Genomic DNA, 18,112 nt, shown 5'->3' with positions numbered 1-18,112 from the left:
TCATGTAAGCAAAGCACCCTTGCTTTTACACTACCAGTTATTGAAAAACATTTAATGGAAACATCCAGGTTGAGGTTGCAATACCTTTTTTATCGTTATTATAATAAAACAACCACCACGCAGGAGCGTGATGAACTGTTTGCTATAATAGATGCCGGCGACCGCGACGAGGAGCTTTCTCAGCTTATCCGCCAGGCCTGGGATGGATTAAACTCGGGTGAACCATTGTTTGATGCCAATAAGTCTGACGCTATCCTAAAAAGCATTATCACTTCAGGCCGTGCCGATAAGCCAAAAAAATCAGGGGGAACGGTGGTTTTATGGAGCAAGATTGCGGCTGCCGCAGTAATGTTGCTCTTCGTGAGTTTTTGCATTCAACGTTATATACACCCAAAAAAAGCAGAGCAAACACAGGCCGTAGTAGTTAAACACCCGCCACGTGATGCCTTGCCTGGCGGCAATAAAGCCATACTTACCCTTGCGAACGGCAAGGCTATCATTTTAGATAATGCCCAAAACGGCACCCTGGCCAAAGAAGGCGCTACCGTAGTTAAAAAAACGGCCGACGGCCAGCTGCTATACAACGCAGCCGCTATGGCCGTTAATAACCCTACCCCATCTATCAACACCATTGTAACTCCACGCGGCGGACAATATCAGGTTATACTGCCTGATGGAACGAAGGTTTGGTTAAACGCCGCATCGTCATTGCGGTTCCCTACGTTTTTTACGGGTAAAACCCGCGAAGTGAATATTACTGGCGAGGCGTATTTCGAAGTGGCTAAAAACCCTGCAATGCCTTTTAAAGTAAAAACCAACCACGCTGAAATTGAGGTTTTAGGTACCCATTTCAACGTAATGGCCTATGATGACGAAAGCGTATTGAAAGCCACTTTGTTGGAGGGCGCGGTAAATATTACCAGCGGCAATTTTTCGGCAAGGTTGAAACCCGGGCAACAGGCGCAAATAAAAACCAACGGCCAAAGCCGCGTAGTTGACGATGTTGATGTAGATGACGAAACGGCCTGGAAGAACGGCATCTTCCAGTTTAGGGATGCGGGGGTGGATATGATACTGCGCCAGGCATCGCGCTGGTACGATGTTGATGTGGTTTACAAAGGCAAAATACCGCACCGCGAATTTAATGGACGCATATCGCGCAATGTAAAAGCATCCGAATTGTTAAAGATGCTGGAATATACCGGCCTTGAGTTGAAAATTGAGGGAAAGAACATCATCGTTTTATAGATAGCCAAAAAAATAGCTCAATATATATTTACCAATATCCACCTTAAAAAACACACCATGACAGAAGACCTACAACGAAAACCAAGTTAACCGCCAGGGCGAACCCGGTTGTGCTTTTACAAAAAGCGCATCAGTAGATCATAAAAAAACCGGGAAGTGGGTCGAAACACTTCTCCGGCTATGTATCTGGGTTCCCCAACCATCGCAATCAGACGAATTGAAACTTAATGTTTAACCCAAACTCTACAAACTTATGAATTTTAATTCTAAGGCCTTGCCCGTGGCGTGGCCTAAACTTTCCAAAATTATTTTGGTTATGAAACTCACTGCTATTTTAATAATTGCAGCCTTCACTACTGTCAGTGCTAAAACGTTTAGTCAGGTAGTTTCTTTAAAACAAAGGAACACTTCGGTTGAAAAGATACTGCGCCAGATAGAAAAACAAACCGGCTATCATTTTATGTACGATAAGCAGGATGTATCAAAAGCAAGTGCCATCAATATTGATGTAACGAATGTTACCATTACCGAAGCATTGGATAAAGCCTTTGAAGGGCAGCCGCTTACTTACAAAATTTTCCAGGAAACCATTGTGGTAAAAAAGAAGGATGCAGACTACGCCCCGTTGGAATTTAAAGCTATTGACGTTACAGGAACAGTCACCGATGCCAAAGGCCCGCTCCCCGGCGTAAACGTAAAACTAAAAGGCACCACAACCGGCACCGTTACCGATGTAAACGGCACGTACAAACTTACCGTGCCAGATGGTACCGGTACGCTGGTGTTCAGCTTCATAGGCTACAACCAGCAGGAAATTGCCATTAATAACCGTACAACTATTGATGTGGTACTGGTAGAGCAGCCAAAGGCCCTTAACGAAGTGGTGGTAGTGGGTTATGGCACACAAAAACGCGTAGACCTTACCGGTTCGGTAGGAAGTGTAAGCGGTCGCCAGTTACAGGACAGGCCACAAACCAACCTGGAGCAGGAACTCGCCGGTAAAATTGCAGGTGTAAACGTGTCAACCAATTCTGGCGCACCGGGTGGTGCCACCAAGATCCGCATCCGTGGGTACAGCTCTATCAACACCAATACCGACCCATTGTATGTAGTGGATGGTGTGGTTTGGACGGAAGGTGGAAATTCCATCAACCCTAATGATATAGAATCGATAGATGTATTAAAAGACGCATCATCAACCGCTATTTACGGTACACGCGGTGCAAACGGTGTAATTTTGGTGACTACCAAACGCGGCAACAAAGGCGGACCATCAAGCGGAATAAGCTACGACAGCTATGTAAGCGTAAGCAAAATGGCCCGTAAAATTCCGGTGTTAAATGCACAGCAATTTTTAGCTGTGGAAGACCAATCGTACGCCAACATTAAAAAATATGATCCGGTTGGCTGGGCGGCAGGTAAATATGCAGATGACGACCCAAAGGTTATACGTACCGCACTCATCGGTAAGCTGTTCGACTCGAACCTGCAGCCGCTGTACGATGTAGACTGGCAGGACGAGACCACCCGCACCGCTGTAAGTCAAAATCACAACCTTGCGTTCACCGGCTCTACAGAAAAGCTTAACTATGGTCTGTTTTTAAACTATGCAGACGACCAGGGTATCATCATCAATAGCTACTTAAAACGCTACAACGCCCGCTTAACTTTCGACAATCAAATAAAATCGTGGTTAAAGGTTGGCGCTACCCTAAACTACAACGCGCAGGACGGCCGCGCCCAGGATAACGGAACCGGTGGTAACAATATCCCGCGTATGCTTATCGAGATGATCCCTATCATTCCTATAAAATACCCCGACGGCAGCTACGGCAAACGTACCGATTACCCTAACATGGAAGGCGGCGACAACCCGGTTGCACAGTTAAACGAAATTAATCAATTAACCAGGATCCGCGTGTTTAGCGGTAACGGTTATTTAAACTTCAACTTGTTCCCGGGTCTGCAGTTCCGTAGTACATTGGGTGTAACTACATCGGCAAATTACTACCCTAACTCGCAAACAGGCTTGGTTGGCGGTGCCACGCCCGATCAAAAGTACAGTTCGGCATCCATCAGCGAGCGTAACAACACTTTTTGGCAATGGGAAAACCACTTCACCTACGATAAAACGTTTAACAACATCCACAGGATAAACGTTGTGGCCGGTTTCGAACGTCAAAATTTCAAACAAACGGGCTTTGGTGCATCCACCAGTATCTTGTCTGATAATTTTTATGGCTACTACAACCTTGGCGCAGGCAGCGTACCGGGTATCCCCAACTCTAATTACGATGCATGGCAAATGCAATCTTTCTTTGGCCGGGTGAATTACAATTACAAAGAGAAATACCTGTTAACCGTTACCGGCCGCGAGGATGGTTCATCTCGCTTTGGTAAAAACGTAAAATACGGTTTCTTCCCTTCGGCAGCGCTGGCATGGCGTGCATCGCAGGAAGCTTTCCTGAAAGACAACAAAACCATTTCCGATCTAAAGTTCCGTTTAAGCTACGGCTTAACGGGTAACTCCGAAATTGGCGAATACCAATCGCAGGCCAGGATAGAAACAACCAATTACGTTTTCGGCGGTGCCCAAACTATCGGCACGCGCCAAACCACTATTGGTAACGAGGATCTTTCATGGGAGAAAAACTCCGAGATAGATTTTGGTGTATCCCTTGGTTTATTTAATAACCGAGTTACTTTGGAAGCAGATGCCTACTTAAAGAAAACCCAGGCATTGCTGTTGAACGCACCATTACCACAAACCAGCGGTTTCGGCAGCGTTTATAAAAATATAGGTAAGCTGCAAAACAAAGGTTTAGAGTTTACCATCAGCACACAAAATATCAAAACAGATAATTTCAGCTGGACCTCTTCCTTCAATATCTCGCTGCTGAAAAGTAAGATCATTTCATTGGGTACCAATAACGACGACATCTACCTTTCGCCGGGATTCCTTTCGGATTTTAACCTGATGCGCGTAGGTCTTGCCCCGGGTAGTTTTTATGGCTACACCGTATTGGGTACCTGGGGAACCAGCGAAGCTGCAGAAGCGGCTAAATACAACCTGTTGCCGGGCGATCTGAAAATAAAGGATCTGAATGGCGACGGCAAGATTAGCGCCGACGACCGCGAGGTATTGGGAAAATCAACACCGGATGGTTACGGTACTTTTAGCAATACCTTACGCTATAAAAACATCGACCTGGGCGTAGAGCTTCAGTTTAACTACGGCAACCAGGTAATGAACCTAACCCGCCACTCGGGCCAGGACCGTACCGGCCAGGCAAATAGTTACGCCACCGTACTAAACGCCTGGACGCCTGAGAACCAAAACACCAGCATTGCCGAAAACAGACCGGCTTACGTGAGGTACCAAACGGAAATCTATTCTACTAAGGTAGAGAACGGTTCGTTCATACGTGGCAGAGCGGTAACACTGGGGTATAATTTCTCCGATAATATTTTGAAGAAATTAAAAATGAGCAGGCTGAGGGTTTACGCGCAAGGGCAAAACCTGTTCCTGATAACCAAATACACCGGTTATGACCCGGAAGTTTCCACCTACAACGGCAACAGCAACTTTACCCAGGGTATCCAGTTTTATGATTATCCAAAACCAAGAACCTTCCTGCTTGGTGTTAACGCAAGTTTCTAATTAAACAACAATTAATATACGCTATTATGAAGTTTAACTTAAAAAAATACAGGGTCGGTTTGCTATTACTGATCCTTGCTATGCCCTTTGGCAGCTGCAGAAAATACCTCGACGAGGAAAATAAAGGGAATTTTGTAAAGGACAATTACTTTACAACAGCATCGCAGGCACAAACCTTTGTAAACGGTATATACACATCTCTTTACATGTTCTTAAATGGTGATGCGTACGGCGAAAGCCCCTTTATCACTATCGAACTTTTTGCCGGCCACGCCACTTCGTTGGGCCAAAGCGTAAACAACAGGGCGGTTATAACCCAGACCACCAGTTCGGTTAATCCGGGTTTTCAAACGGTTTGGGCTAATAGCTACAACGCTATTTCTAATGCTAACATCGCTATTGCGAACATCCCCAAGATCAGTATGGATGATGCAGCAAAAAAACGCCTGCTGGGCGAGGCGTACTTTTTAAGGGCGTTCTTTTATTATCACCTGGTGAGGCTTTATGGCGATGTGCCTTTAATTACCGAGCCGGTTGCCATAAACAGCGAGAACCTGTACCCCACCCGTACCCCTATTGCCGATGTATACGCGCAGATTGTAACCGACCTGCAAGCGGCAAAGGCTTCGGGCATGGCAGAAAAAGACGAAACAGGTCGCACATCGCTTGGTGCTGTGCGCACACTGCTTGGCAGCGTATATTTAACCATGGCGGGCTTCCCTTTAAATAAACCAGAAAACTACGCCCTGGCCGCACGGGAAGTTTTACCTGTGTTAAACCAGTATACCCTGTTTGATAAGTACGACTACCTGCACGATAACGCGCATAAAAACACCGGCGAACTTATCTTCCAGATCAATTACCTGGTGGGTGTGCGCGAAAATGCTATCCCGCAGCTAACGCTGCCGTTCAATCTGCAGGTTGGTGCCTACGGCGACCACCTGGGTGCTATGATACCTACAAACGAATTTGTTGCCAGCTACCCCGCCGGCGATCTTCGTACTCAGGAAAGGCAGTTTTATTTCTCCAGTTATCCCAAGGATAAAGACCCCGGAACCATTATCCAATTTGGCGAACACGCGCTTTATAAATACTTCCATGTGGAGAGCGCCCTGGGTAATGGTAAAAGCGACGAGAACTACACTTTGCTGCGCCTGCCCGAAGCAATGCTGATATATGCTGAAGCAAGTAACGAAGCCGAAGGCGGCCCAAATGCAACGGCTATTGCGCAGCTGAATAAAATACGGGCGCGCGCTCAACTTGCTCCCATAGGCGCATTATCTAAGGAAACTTTTAGGGAAGAAGTTTGGCGCGAGCGTTATCACGAACTGGCTTACGAAGACAAGGCTTACTTTGATATACAGCGCACGCATAAGATCTACGATGTAAAGAATAACATCTTCGGTGAAGCCACTTCTACGCCGAACGAACAAGGCGTAACCATGAAGAGCCAGTACTACTTGTGGGCCATTCCACAACGGGAAATAAATACCAACACAAAACTCACGCAAAACCCGGGGTGGTAATAATTTTACAATATAAAAGACTGGCAATACCCCGCCAGTCTTTTATATTTACAGCCGGCTTACTTTTACCTATTATTATCTCACATATGAAAAAAAGCTTCCTTGTATTAAGTTCGATACTATTAGCAACCAGCACTTTCGCCCAGCAGGCACCAAAAATAACCGACCCGGTTGAATGGATAAACCCATTGATGGGTACCCAATCTAAATACGACCTGAGCAACGGCAACACCTACCCTGCCATAGCTTTGCCTTGGGGCATGAACTTTTGGACACCCCAAACCGGCAAAATGGGCGACGGATGGCAATACACCTACGATGCATATAAAATAAACGGCTTTAAGCAAACGCACCAACCATCGCCATGGATGAACGATTACGGGCAGTTTGCCATTATGCCCATCACGGGCAAACTAAAAGTTACGCAAAATGGCCGCCAAAGTTGGTTTTCGCACAAAACAGAAATAGCCAAGCCGTACTATTACAGCGTTTACCTGGCCGACCATGACGTAACTACCGAAATCACCGCTACCGAGCGCGGTGCACAATTCAGGTTTACCTACCCAAAAAGCGATAGCTCGTACATCGTAATAGATGCTTTCGATAAAGGCTCATATATTAAGGTTGACCGGGGTGCCGGTAAAATCACAGGCTACTCTACCAAATACGCCCGTGGGCCGTTAAAAAACTTCAAGAATTACTTTGTTATTTATGTAGATAAACCAATCGGCATGGCGCAGTTGTTTAGCGATAGCACGCTTACCGAGGGGACCGAGCTTAGCGCCAAGCATGTAAGCGCCGTTATAGGTTTTAAAACTGCTAAAGGCGAAAAAGTGCATCTGCGCGTAGCATCATCGTTCATCAGCTTAGAACAAGCAGAAATAAGCCTGCAACGCGAAATTGGCAAAGAAAGCTTTGATGCAACCTGCGCCAAAGCAAAAGCCACCTGGAACAAAACCCTTAGCCGTTTAGCGGTAGAAGGCGGTACGGTAGACCAAACACGTACCTTTTACTCTTGCCTGTACCGCATGCTCTTCTTCCCCAACAAAATGTATGAACTGGATGCCAAAAACCAACCCATACACTGGAGCGCACAGGATGGCACCGTTAAGCCGGGCTATAAATTTGCAGGTACTGGTTTCTGGGATACGTTCCGCGCCCTTTACCCCTTCCTGAATTTGGTGTACCCGGCCATCAATAAAGAAATGCAGGCTGGTTTGGTAAACGATTATAAAGAAGGCGGCTGGCTGCCCGAGTGGAGCAGCCCCGGCTATTCAGACGTAATGGTTGGCAACAACTCGGCATCGGTAGTGGCAGATGCTTACCTTAAAGGCCTCCGCGGGTATGACATCAACACCCTTTACCAGGCATTGATACATGGCGCAAACAACGATGGCCCCGCAGCTACCGGCCGCGACGGCGTAGATTACTACAACACCCTGGGTTATGTACCTTATGATGTGAAGATAAACGAGAACGCGGCGCGTACGCTTGAGTATGCTTATGACGATTTTACCATATACAAGTTGGGCAAAGCTTTAAACCGCCCTGCATCAGAAATAGACCTGTACAAAAAACGCAGCATGAACTATAAAAACCTGTTCGACCCGTCAACAGGTTTCATGCGCGGCAAAAACAGAGATGGTAAATTCCAGAGCCCCTTCAGTCCCTTCAAATGGGGTGATGCTTTTACCGAGGGTAACAGCTGGCACTACACCTGGAGCGTTTTCCACGATATACAGGGCCTTATTGATCTGATGGGCGGCAAACAGAAATTCGTGGCCAAGCTCGATTCGGTATGGTCCCTCCCGCCGGTTTTCGATGATAGCTATTACGGCGAAGTGATCCACGAGATACGCGAGATGCAAATTGCCGGCATGGGCCAGTACGCCCACGGCAACCAACCCATACAGCACATGACCTACCTTTACAACTACGCCGGCCAACCCTGGAAAACCCAGGTACACGTACGTGATGTGATGAACAAACTTTACAAAGCCACGCCGGACGGCTACTGCGGCGATGAGGATAACGGCCAAACATCGGCCTGGTATGTATTCTCGGCAATGGGCTTTTACCCGGTTTGCCCGGGCAGCGGCCAGTACGTAATAGGCACGCCATTGTTCAAAAAACTTACGCTTACGCTGGACAACGGCAAAACCGTGGTAATAAATGCGCCGAACAACAGCGCGGCAAATACCTATGTGCAATCGCTCAGCGTAAACGGCAAGGCATACGACCTTAACTGGCTAAATCATGCCGATTTGCTGAAAGGCGCTGTGCTTAACTTCAACATGTCGGCAACGCCAAATAAAACAAGGGGTACCAAAACAGCAGCGGCACCGTATTCGTTATCAACCGAAAAATAAAACAGCTAAGTTTGTCCTATGAAATTAACGCGATTTTTAATTTGCCTGGCCATCCTTGCGGGTGCATTTAAATCAATTTCATTTGCGCAGGATACTGCAAAAGTAAAACCTGTAGAGCCGACTGTAACTACGCCGCAGGTTGCCCCGGTATTGCTAAGCACTACCAGGCTGGCCATTGCCGGTATGGCGCACGACCATGTCAACGGCATCCTGAGCGACTACCAACAAGGCAAGGTAATTATAGTAGGTATAGCCGAAGCCGATAAGCAGTTGCGCGCCAAATACCAGGAAAAATACCACCTGCCCGATTCTATCTTTTACGACGACCTAAAGAAGATGGTGCTGGCTACCAAGCCCGAAGCCGTTTTGGGTTACAACCCGGTGGCTAAGCATATAGATATCGTGGAGATATGCGCGCCGCTGGGTATCAGCGTCATGGTAGAAAAACCATTGGCTGCTACCCTTGCACAGGCCAAACGGATGGAGTTTTTGGCGCTGAAATACTACATTAAACTGCTCACCAATTACGAAACCACCTGGTACCCTTCTTACCAGCATGTGTACAATATGGCATCGAAGGATAGCCTTGGCCAGATACGCAAAATGGTGGTGCACGATGGTCACCAGGGGCCAAAGGAAATTGGATGCAGCAATGAATTCCTGAGCTGGCTTACCGACCCCGACCTGAACGGCGGCGGCGCCCTGATAGATTTTGGCTGCTATGGCGCCGACCTGATGACCTGGCTGATGGATGGCCAACGCCCCGTTGCCGTAACCGCCGTTGCCCGCCATTTTAAGCTGAGCGTTTACCCCAAGGTGGAAGACGACGTAAACATCGTGATAGAATACCCTACGGCTACCGGCCTCATAGAAGCATCATGGAACTGGCCCTTCTCTATCAAAGATCTTGAAGTTTTTGGGGATAAGGGCTATATGCACGCGTTCGACCGGAGCAATACGCTCACCCGCATAAACGATAATAGCAGCAACGCAGCTATCACCAACACGCTGGAGCCGCCCTTGGATAACCCGGTAACCTACCTGCAATTAGTGCTTAAAAACAGGCTATTGGGCATCAACGACCGCTCCTCGCTAAAGTATAACATGGTTGTGATGCAGATATTAGATGCCGCCAAACGCTCCATTGCCGAGGGCAAGCGCATCGTGCTTTAAATTCTGTGATATTTATTAACAGTTAATAATATATCCTTTAGAATTGTATTATTTTAGCGGCCTGTAAAAATAAACAACCATCTGCGCTATGTTCAAACAACTTTCTGTCCTGCTGCCGCTCTGTATTTTAGGCATGGTTTCCTGCCAGTCTAAGCCATCTTCAACCGACAAAGACGCTGATACCGTGGGTACAGCGCAAACTACTGCGGTACCCGCTTCTGTTAAATTGGCAACAGGGCCAGTTGATAATGCGGCCGTGTTGGCACGCAAGCAGGTGCCTATCCTGTGCTATCACCAAATACGCGATTGGAAAGCTACCGACAGCAAAGGCGCGAAAGATTACATCGTACAAATTGCGGCTTTTAAGGAGCATATCAAGATGCTGGCCGATAGCGGTTATCACACCATTCTGCCCGACCAATTGTACAACTATCTTACAACCGGCGCAGCATTGCCCAAAAAACCTATCATGCTCACGTTCGATGATACCGACCTTGACCAGTTTACCATCGCTGCGCCTGAGCTGAAAAAGTATGGCTTCAAAGCTGTTTATTTTGTGATGACGGTATCTATAGGTCGCCCGCGTTATATGACAGCCGATATGGTTAAACAATTATCAGATGCCGGTAACGTAATTGCCAGCCACACCTGGGATCATCACCGCGTGGATAAATACACCCATAACGGTGTTTTCCAGATAAAAGGCAAAAACGGCAAAATAACCTACCGCCCGGTTGACGATTGGGTTACCCAGATAGATAAGCCGACCAAGAAACTGGAAGAAATAACCGGCAAAAAAATCATCTACTTTGCTTACCCATTCGGTATATGGAAAAAGCCTGTGTTGCCCGAAATACAGCAAAGAGGCTTTAAGATGGCTTTTCAGCTGGCTGATAAACGCGACCCGGAGTACCCTTTGCTTACCGTAAGACGCATATTGGATAGCGGCTACTGGAGCACCAAAACGTTGGGCAACGCTATAAAGAATAGCTTTTAATAGCGGCTTTAGTTAAAAGCTTTTATCTTTAGCCATGCATATCACATCCCGTTACGCTTTACTCGCAGTGTGCGCTGTCGCCGTTTTGGCTGCGTGCAACCAGCAACCCGAAAAACCTGTCGTAGACAGGAAAGCACAATCAGCGTTACTGATACAAGAACACTTCAGGTATCTTAACGATCACGACCTGAAAAGCCTGGTAAGCCAGTACGGGCCTAAAGCTAATATCACCAGTAGCGATTGGAAGGGTACGGCAAACGGCCCTACCGGTGCCGATGAAATATTCCACCTGGAGTTTTATGTATCGCCGGATGCTAAATACCTGGTTGATAAAACTATCAATACCGATAGTACAGTGGTGGTTGAATACGATGTAATCGGCTTAAAGGATAAAGACAACGGCAATGTACGTTATGATGTGCGCAAGGCCAGCATTTTCCGCATAGACGATAAGAACCAGATAAGCAGCGAGGCCACCTATGTAAACAAGATGGCCTACCATAACGGCAACTAAACAACAAAGCCTCTTCCGTGCCAGAAGAGGCTTTGTTGTTTTTACAGGTTTTCGCCAGCCGGCCCCTGCCCTTTGTTCGATGAATTCTGGGGCTGCGGGTTTTCCAGTTCTTCGTTATCGTTATCCGGTGTAACGGTAAGTATTTCTTTAGCTTTGTCGGCGTCTGCGCCGTCTTGCCTTAACGTTTCGTTATCCACGTTGGCCACATTGCCTTTAATATCGTGGTTCTTGCCCTGATTGTTGGCGCGGTCGAATTTTTCTATTGTCGTTTCCATATTTTTAAATTTAAGGTTGATGTTATTAACCTATAGATAGAAAAAACCGTACCAAGTTTTGGGGGGAGTCCAAAAGATCGGAAATCGAGGCTTTACTGACTTCCCCTACTTTTCCGACTTTCCTCCGTATCTTTGCCGCAATGCTGCAAAACCGTTCATCTTATTCGCAAATGATTAAAACCGAGGCTAAAAACCTGGGCTTCATGTTTTGCGGCATTGCCAAAGCGGAGTTTTTAGAGGAGGAGGCCCCACGCCTGGAAACATGGCTAAACAAAGGCATGCATGGCGAGATGCGCTACATGGAAAACCATTTCGATAAACGGCTGGACCCGCGCCTGCTGGTAGACGGCGCAAAATCGGTAATCTCGGTAGCTCTGAATTATTACACCGACGAACAGCAAACTGACGCGTCATCTCCTAAAATATGTAAGTACGCTTATGGCGCTGATTATCATTTTGTTATAAAAGATAAGCTAAAGCAATTGTTAGCCTTTATCAACCGCGAAATTGGCGAAGTTGGCGGCCGGGCGTTTGTAGATTCGGCACCTGTTTTGGATAAAGCCTGGGCCAAAAAAGCCGGCTTAGGCTGGGTAGGCAAAAACGCCAATTTGTTGAATAAGCAGGCTGGTTCTTTCTTTTTCCTGGCGGAACTCATCGTAGATATCGACCTGGAATATGACGTGGAACCCACTGCCGACCATTGCGGCACCTGCACCCGATGTATAGATGCCTGCCCCACCGATGCCATTGTTGGCCCTTACGTGGTTGATGGCAGCCGCTGCATCTCTTACCTCACCATCGAATTGAAGGACGAAATACCCGCGGAGTTTAAAGGCAAAATGGATAACTGGATGTTCGGCTGCGATATTTGCCAGGATGTTTGCCCATGGAACCGTTTCTCGGTAATCCACACCGAACCGGCCTTTACCCCGCACCCCGAATTACTTGGCATGAAGCAGGATGATTGGGAAGATATTACGCAGGATGTGTTCCAGAAAGTATTCAAGAATTCCGCTGTAAAACGCACCAAATTCGAGGGGCTGAAAAGGAATATATCGTTTTTGAGCCCCCCGGCCCCCTGAAAGGGGAGCAAAATAAAAGCCCATCTAAATGAATAGACGGGCTTATTTTTTACTAAAGCTCCCCCTTCAGGGGGGTGGGGGGCTAACTCTTCCCAAATTTATTGGCCAGCAACTTCAGCATATCATCGTCAATAGGCTTAGACGGCTCGTCTTTCTTTTTAGCTGGCTGGTTGTTATTAAAGTGTGGCCTGTTGATTTGTGGCGTTGTTTTAGGTGCGTTGTTACTGAAGGTTGGCTTAGGCGCGGCCTGTTTGGTGTCAACGGCTTGTGGCACGTTTTGTTGTGCCGGCCTTGCGGCCAGTTTCTCGGCTGCTTTTTTAGCGCTCCAGCGTTTGTATATACCTTCCAGTTTACGCTTGGTGTATAAAGGGAAATCGCCCTGCATCATCCAGGAGTAGTAGCTTGGTTCCACGTTCAGCACGTCTTCTACCCTTTTGCCTTTGTGCTTGCCAAAGTTTATCAGTTCTTCGCCTTCCTCGTTGTAAACCATCCGGCCGGCAAAATCAACCGGACGGCTAAGGTTGGTAAATTTGTGCAACTCCTCTACATCGCCGGTTACCGGCTTGCTGCGCACGCCTTTTTTGTCTTCGTATTCGGTATCTACATAACGCTCTACCTGGGCAAGCAAAACTTCCATCGTTGCGCGGGTATCTGCCTCGGCACTGTGGGCGTTTATAATGTCTTTATCGCAATAAAATTTATAAGCTGCCCGCAGGGTGCGCTGTTCCATCTGGTGGAAAATATTCTGTACATCTACAAAGTAGCGGTTCTCTAAATCGAACAGGATACCGGCGCGCAGGAATTCCTCCATTAGCATCGGGATGTCGAATTTATTGCTGTTATAGCCTGCGAGGTCGCTATCGCCTATAAAAGCGGCTATGTCCACACCCAATTCATGAAAACGCTTTTCATCTTTGATGTGCTCATCATAAATACCGTGTACGATAGATGATTCCAGCGGAATAGGGATACCCGGATGTACGCGCCAGGTAGCAACCTCTTCGCTGCCGTCGGGGTTAAGTTTTATTACGGATATTTCTACTATACGGTCGGTGCCGATATTTGTACCGGTGGTTTCCAGGTCGAAAAAGGCAAGGGGCCGTTTTAAATTTAATTTCATGGTTGTTCGGGTCGGGACTGCAAAGGTGGCAAAAACCTTAAAATTTTCGGTAGTTTATTTTTATGATTAAATTAACCCGATAATTGCTTATTTTCAAGCCTCCGAAATTAACTTAAACCTGCATGAGAAAAATCTTACTCCTACTATTCACGTTCATCCTAACAAGCACCCTCGCCCGCAGCCAGGATTTTACCTATGGCGATGTTAGTGCCCAGGACCTTAGCATGAAAAAATACGCTAAAGACACCGCCGCCCGGGCCGTTGTTTTAAACGAATACGGCAATGCGCAAATTACCATCGCAAGCGACGAGGTGCTCAAAGTTATTTACAACTACCACGTTAAGATAAAGATAATCAACACCAAAGGCTTTGATAAAGGCACGGTAGAAATACCGCTGCGGATATTAAAGTATGGCGATGAACAAGTGAACGACCTTAAAGGCATCACCACCTATACCGACGAAAACGGCAATGTACAAACTACTGAACTGGGTAACAAAGCGGCCTTTACTACAACCGAAAACAAATACTGGAAAACGCTGAAGTTTACCATGCCCAACCTTAAAGCGGGCAGCATAATTGAATATAAATACGAGTTTACCAGCACCCAATGGGTTATACCGACATGGAAATTCCAGGACGATATACCCAAAATAAATTCCTTGTATGAGGTGCATATCCCGGGATTCTGGAATTTCAACATCTCTTTGAGGGGACCTTATAAACTCACCAAAAATACGGCGGACATAGAAAAAGAATGTTTTACCCGCCACGGTGCTAAGGCCGATTGCTCGCATATGACGTTCCAGATGGCGGATATCCCGGCATTCATAGAAGAGGATAACATGACAGCGCCGAAGAATTTCATGTCGGCAATTTATTTCGAGCTTTCCGAATGGACGAATTTCGATACCGGCGTAAAAACCAAGTACACAAAAGAATGGAAAGACGTTGACTTCAACCTGAAACATGCGGATTACTTTGGCTCACAGCTAAAAAAGAAAGACCAGCTAAAACCTTATATACTACCCATAATTTCAGGCAAAAAAGATGAACTGGAAAAAGCCAAAGCCGTTTTTGCCTACATCCAGAAAACAATCAAGTGGAACAATATCTATTCGTTCGGCAGCGAAGGCATACGCAAGGCACTTGATAGCCATGCCGGCACTGTGGGCGATATCAACCTAACTTTGGTAACCGCGCTTGGCGCGGCTGGCCTTAATGCCGAAGCGGTGTTGCTAAGCACCCGTGCCAATGGCGTAGTAAATAAACTTTACCCGGTAGAGGATGATTTCAACTACGTGGTGGCAAAGGTGAATATTGCTGATAAAAGCTATATGCTTGATGCATCAGACCCGCTGTTATCCTTTGATATGCTGCCACTTAAATGCCTCAACGACCAGGGCCGCGTAATGAGCCTGGATAAACCCAGCTACTGGATAGACCTTACCCCTAGCCAACGCAAAGCCCAAACCAGCTCTTACGACCTTACCCTACAAAGCAACGGCAAATTAAAAGGCACTATCACCACCTACTATTTTGGCTACGAGGCCTACGATAGAAGGAAGGCGATAAAAAAATTCAACACATTGGACGAATACGTGGAGAATTTAGACGACAAGCTGGTAAAAACAAAAATCCTTACATCGGCGATCAGCAATGTAGATAGTTTGGATATGCCCATCACCGAAAAATATGAGGTAGAGATTGATGCCTTCGATAATTTAAACCACAACAAACTTGCCTTCAACCCATTCTTTTTCGATAGAATAACCGCTAACCCTTTTAAGTTGGAGGACCGCAACTATCCCGTAGATTTGGGCATGTCGTCAGACGACCGTTTCACTCTCAATATGCACCTGCCGGCAGATTATGTTATTGATAGCGCGCCGCAGGGTATCGCCATCAGCTTACCCAACAAGGGTGGCAAATTCATCACCAATTTTGCCGGCGAGGGGAACAACTTTACGTTTTCTAACGTTTTTCAATTGACCAAAACGATATACGAGCCGGAAGAATACCCCTACTTAAAGGAATTATTTAACAAAATTGTGGCCACCGAAAAAGGCGAAATCGTGTTTAAAAAGAAGTAAATGAAACTAATCTGTTCGGTGTTTTTTATGCTGATGCTGGCTATAGCTTCGCAGGCTCAGTCGCAGCAAAATTATGATGTAAGCCTTATCCCAAAAAACCTGCTGCCCTATGCCAGTGCCGTAGTGCGCAACGAAGAAGTGAATATTGAGGTAAAGGACGATGACAATACCATTTACCATATAAAAAAAGCCATAACCGTACTCAACAAAAACGGCGACGATATTGCCCGAATCGTGTTATGGTATAATAAAAGCAATCCTATCCGCAGCGTAAAGGGCTTTACTTACAACGAATTCGGCAAGCAGATAAGCAAATTCAGTGAAAAAGATTTTGCCGACCAAAGCGCCACGGCGAGCTACTCGCTGTTCGATGATTCCCGGCTGAAGCATTTCATACCATCTATTGGTTCATATCCCTACACCATAGAGTACGAGTACGAGCAACGCTCAAAACAATCCCTCAATTTTGATGATTGGCGGCCCAATTCCTCATCGGGCATGGCTGTGGAAAAAAGCACCTTCACTTTTGCTTGCAGCCCATCGTTCAAAATAAGGTATAAAGAGATAAATATGCCGGCAAAAGTGGCCATCGGCAGCACTAAAGAAGGGCTCAAAACCTACACCTGGCAGGTGAGCGGCATCAAGGCATTCCGATACGAGCCCTATAGCCCCAACGAAGAGGAATACCTTAGTATGGTAAAAATTGCCCCGCAGGATTTTAAATACGAAGGTATTAGCGGCAGCTTTAGCAACTGGAAAGAACTAGGGCAATGGACTTACGATAAATTACTGGCCAGCCGCAAGGCCCTGCCTACCCCTACCGTAGAATTCGTAAAGCAACTTACCGCCAACATTACCGACCCAAAGCTAAAGGCAAAAAAAATATATGAGTACATGCAATCGAAAACCCGGTACATCAGTGTGCAGGTGGGCATTGGCGGTTATCAGCCTTTTTTGGCGGCTGATGTAGACCGTACAAGCTACGGCGATTGCAAAGCCCTGGTGAATTATACACAGGCCCTGCTTAGTGCGGTGGGGATAGATTCGTGGTATTGCGTAGTGGAAGCTGGTAGCGAGAAAGTAAGCCTGATGCCCGATTTCCCCAGCATGGGCCAGGGCAACCATATCATTTTATGCCTGCCGCTAAAAAACGATACCACGTTTTTAGAATGCACCAGCCAAAAGATACCATTCGGTTTCCTGAGCGATTTTACCGACGACCGCAACGTGTTGGCCTGTACCCCGCAGGGCGGCAAGTTGATGCATACCACCAGCTACGCATCGCCAATAAACTTACAAACGCGCAAAGCGATCTTTACTATTGATGATAAAGGTATGCTTACAGGCAGCGTTACCACCATTTTTAAAGGGACCCAATACGATAACCGCGAAGACATGCTTGATGAAGCACCTGTAGAGCAGTTGAAAATGTTCCCGAAATTTTATCCGGCCATCAACAACCTCGATATAATAAACTATAACTTTAAACAGGATAAGGCGATCCTGCCATCAATCACCGAGGATTTGAAGATAAACGCCCGCGATTTCGCTACTGCAGATAACGGCAAGCTTTATTTCTCGCTCAACCCGCTTAACCGCACCGGCCGCGCGCCAAGGGACGTACGCAACCGTGTTACCCCACTATACATCAACCGGGGTTATACCGACGAGGACGAGATTACCTATAAATTGCCTGTAGGCTATAAACCCGAGTTTAAACCGGATAATGTTACCATCGATAAGCCATTCGGTCGCTTTACCATGACGACCACCATCAAGGCTGGCGAATTGGTTTATACGCGGCGCATCCAGCTAAAAGAAGGTACGTATAGCAAATATTTGTACGCGGAGCTGGTAGAGTTTTACCAAAAAGTAGCCGATACTGATAATTACAACATAAGCCTGGTGAAAAGCTGATTAGCGGAAAATGATGATACCCAGAATGATGCCTACGATCATGATGACGTAGAGCATAATCTCGGTACCTGCAAAACGCTTATATTTAGTCCAGAAAGAGTAATCCTGTTTTGGTTTTTGCATAATACCACAAAAAT

General features: G+C 46.6%; 13 protein-coding genes. 10 read left to right on the top strand and 3 right to left on the bottom strand.

The features are described from left to right. Window positions 1–54: 54 nt before the first annotated feature. The 7 genes from AC1DYT_RS07765 to AC1DYT_RS07735 all read left to right on the top strand — a co-directional run bounded on the left by AC1DYT_RS07765 (window position 55) and on the right by AC1DYT_RS07735 (window position 11,488). A complete protein-coding gene (locus AC1DYT_RS07765) occupies window positions 55–1,248 on the top strand; it encodes a FecR family protein (protein ID WP_477469062.1) in 1,194 nt (397 codons plus the stop codon). 316 nt (window positions 1,249–1,564) lie between these two features. Next, window positions 1,565–4,909 carry a TonB-dependent receptor gene (locus tag AC1DYT_RS07760; RefSeq protein ID WP_477469061.1) on the top strand — a complete coding sequence of 1,115 codons (3,345 nt, stop codon included), beginning with the start codon at window positions 1,565–1,567 and terminating at the stop codon, window positions 4,907–4,909. 26 nt (window positions 4,910–4,935) lie between these two features. Then, complete coding sequence (locus AC1DYT_RS07755) at window positions 4,936–6,435, top strand: RagB/SusD family nutrient uptake outer membrane protein (RefSeq protein ID WP_477469060.1); 1,500 nt, start codon at window positions 4,936–4,938, stop codon at window positions 6,433–6,435. 86 nt (window positions 6,436–6,521) lie between these two features. After that, on the top strand, window positions 6,522–8,804 hold the full coding sequence (locus AC1DYT_RS07750) for a GH92 family glycosyl hydrolase (RefSeq protein WP_477469059.1): 2,283 nt from the start codon (window positions 6,522–6,524) through the stop codon (window positions 8,802–8,804). A gap of 18 nt (window positions 8,805–8,822) precedes the next feature. Beyond that, window positions 8,823–9,977, top strand: a complete 1,155-nt coding sequence (locus AC1DYT_RS07745; protein ID WP_477469058.1) for a Gfo/Idh/MocA family protein — start codon at window positions 8,823–8,825, stop codon at window positions 9,975–9,977. A gap of 88 nt (window positions 9,978–10,065) precedes the next feature. Beyond that, on the top strand, window positions 10,066–10,974 hold the full coding sequence (locus AC1DYT_RS07740; RefSeq protein WP_477469057.1) for a polysaccharide deacetylase family protein: 909 nt from the start codon (window positions 10,066–10,068) through the stop codon (window positions 10,972–10,974). Window positions 10,975–11,008: 34 nt separating this feature from the next. Further along, window positions 11,009–11,488, top strand: coding sequence for a nuclear transport factor 2-like protein (locus AC1DYT_RS07735; protein ID WP_477469056.1), 480 nt, complete (start codon window positions 11,009–11,011; stop codon window positions 11,486–11,488). Window positions 11,489–11,529: 41 nt separating this feature from the next. Here the strand turns inward: AC1DYT_RS07735 and AC1DYT_RS07730 are convergent, their stop codons facing one another. Further along, a complete protein-coding gene (locus AC1DYT_RS07730; RefSeq protein WP_477469055.1) occupies window positions 11,530–11,763 on the bottom strand; it encodes a hypothetical protein in 234 nt (77 codons plus the stop codon). A gap of 170 nt (window positions 11,764–11,933) precedes the next feature. On the opposite strand from AC1DYT_RS07730, the gene queG reads away from it, so the two are divergent. After that, the gene (queG, locus tag AC1DYT_RS07725) at window positions 11,934–12,845 is read left to right on the top strand and encodes a tRNA epoxyqueuosine(34) reductase QueG (RefSeq protein WP_477469054.1); all 912 of its coding nucleotides are present in this window, start codon (window positions 11,934–11,936) and stop codon (window positions 12,843–12,845) included. A gap of 82 nt (window positions 12,846–12,927) precedes the next feature. On the opposite strand, the gene AC1DYT_RS07720 is transcribed toward queG, so the two are convergent. Next, window positions 12,928–13,965, bottom strand: coding sequence for an exonuclease domain-containing protein (locus tag AC1DYT_RS07720; protein ID WP_477469053.1), 1,038 nt, complete (start codon window positions 13,963–13,965; stop codon window positions 12,928–12,930). A gap of 122 nt (window positions 13,966–14,087) precedes the next feature. Between AC1DYT_RS07720 and AC1DYT_RS07715 the strand changes: the two genes are divergently transcribed. After that, complete coding sequence (locus AC1DYT_RS07715; protein WP_477469052.1) at window positions 14,088–16,058, top strand: DUF3857 domain-containing protein; 1,971 nt, start codon at window positions 14,088–14,090, stop codon at window positions 16,056–16,058. Further along, window positions 16,059–17,975: a DUF3857 domain-containing protein gene (locus AC1DYT_RS07710; RefSeq protein ID WP_477469051.1), complete on the top strand. Its 1,917-nt coding sequence runs from the start codon at window positions 16,059–16,061 to the stop codon at window positions 17,973–17,975. It abuts the gene before it with no gap. On the opposite strand, the gene AC1DYT_RS07705 is transcribed toward AC1DYT_RS07710, so the two are convergent. After that, window positions 17,976–18,098, bottom strand: a complete 123-nt coding sequence (locus AC1DYT_RS07705; protein ID WP_477469050.1) for a hypothetical protein — start codon at window positions 18,096–18,098, stop codon at window positions 17,976–17,978. Window positions 18,099–18,112 lie beyond the last annotated feature (14 nt).

The organism is Mucilaginibacter sp. P1_D10, assembly GCF_056406215.1.
This window is presented reverse-complemented; position numbering and strand designations above follow the sequence as displayed.

Bases quoted from the DNA above. Each gene is read 5' to 3' on its own strand.
- AC1DYT_RS07765 (WP_477469062.1), top strand. From the start codon at position 55: ATGGAAACATCCAGGTTGAGGTTGCAATACCTTTTTTATCGTTATTAT.
- AC1DYT_RS07760 (WP_477469061.1), top strand. From the start codon at position 1,565: ATGAAACTCACTGCTATTTTAATAATTGCAGCCTTCACTACTGTCAGT.
- AC1DYT_RS07755 (WP_477469060.1), top strand. From the start codon at position 4,936: ATGAAGTTTAACTTAAAAAAATACAGGGTCGGTTTGCTATTACTGATC.
- AC1DYT_RS07750 (WP_477469059.1), top strand. From the start codon at position 6,522: ATGAAAAAAAGCTTCCTTGTATTAAGTTCGATACTATTAGCAACCAGC.
- AC1DYT_RS07745 (WP_477469058.1), top strand. From the start codon at position 8,823: ATGAAATTAACGCGATTTTTAATTTGCCTGGCCATCCTTGCGGGTGCA.
- AC1DYT_RS07740 (WP_477469057.1), top strand. From the start codon at position 10,066: ATGTTCAAACAACTTTCTGTCCTGCTGCCGCTCTGTATTTTAGGCATG.
- AC1DYT_RS07735 (WP_477469056.1), top strand. From the start codon at position 11,009: ATGCATATCACATCCCGTTACGCTTTACTCGCAGTGTGCGCTGTCGCC.
- AC1DYT_RS07730 (WP_477469055.1), bottom strand. From the start codon at position 11,763: ATGGAAACGACAATAGAAAAATTCGACCGCGCCAACAATCAGGGCAAG.
- queG (WP_477469054.1), top strand. From the start codon at position 11,934: ATGATTAAAACCGAGGCTAAAAACCTGGGCTTCATGTTTTGCGGCATT.
- AC1DYT_RS07720 (WP_477469053.1), bottom strand. From the start codon at position 13,965: ATGAAATTAAATTTAAAACGGCCCCTTGCCTTTTTCGACCTGGAAACC.
- AC1DYT_RS07715 (WP_477469052.1), top strand. From the start codon at position 14,088: ATGAGAAAAATCTTACTCCTACTATTCACGTTCATCCTAACAAGCACC.
- AC1DYT_RS07710 (WP_477469051.1), top strand. From the start codon at position 16,059: ATGAAACTAATCTGTTCGGTGTTTTTTATGCTGATGCTGGCTATAGCT.
- AC1DYT_RS07705 (WP_477469050.1), bottom strand. From the start codon at position 18,098: ATGCAAAAACCAAAACAGGATTACTCTTTCTGGACTAAATATAAGCGT.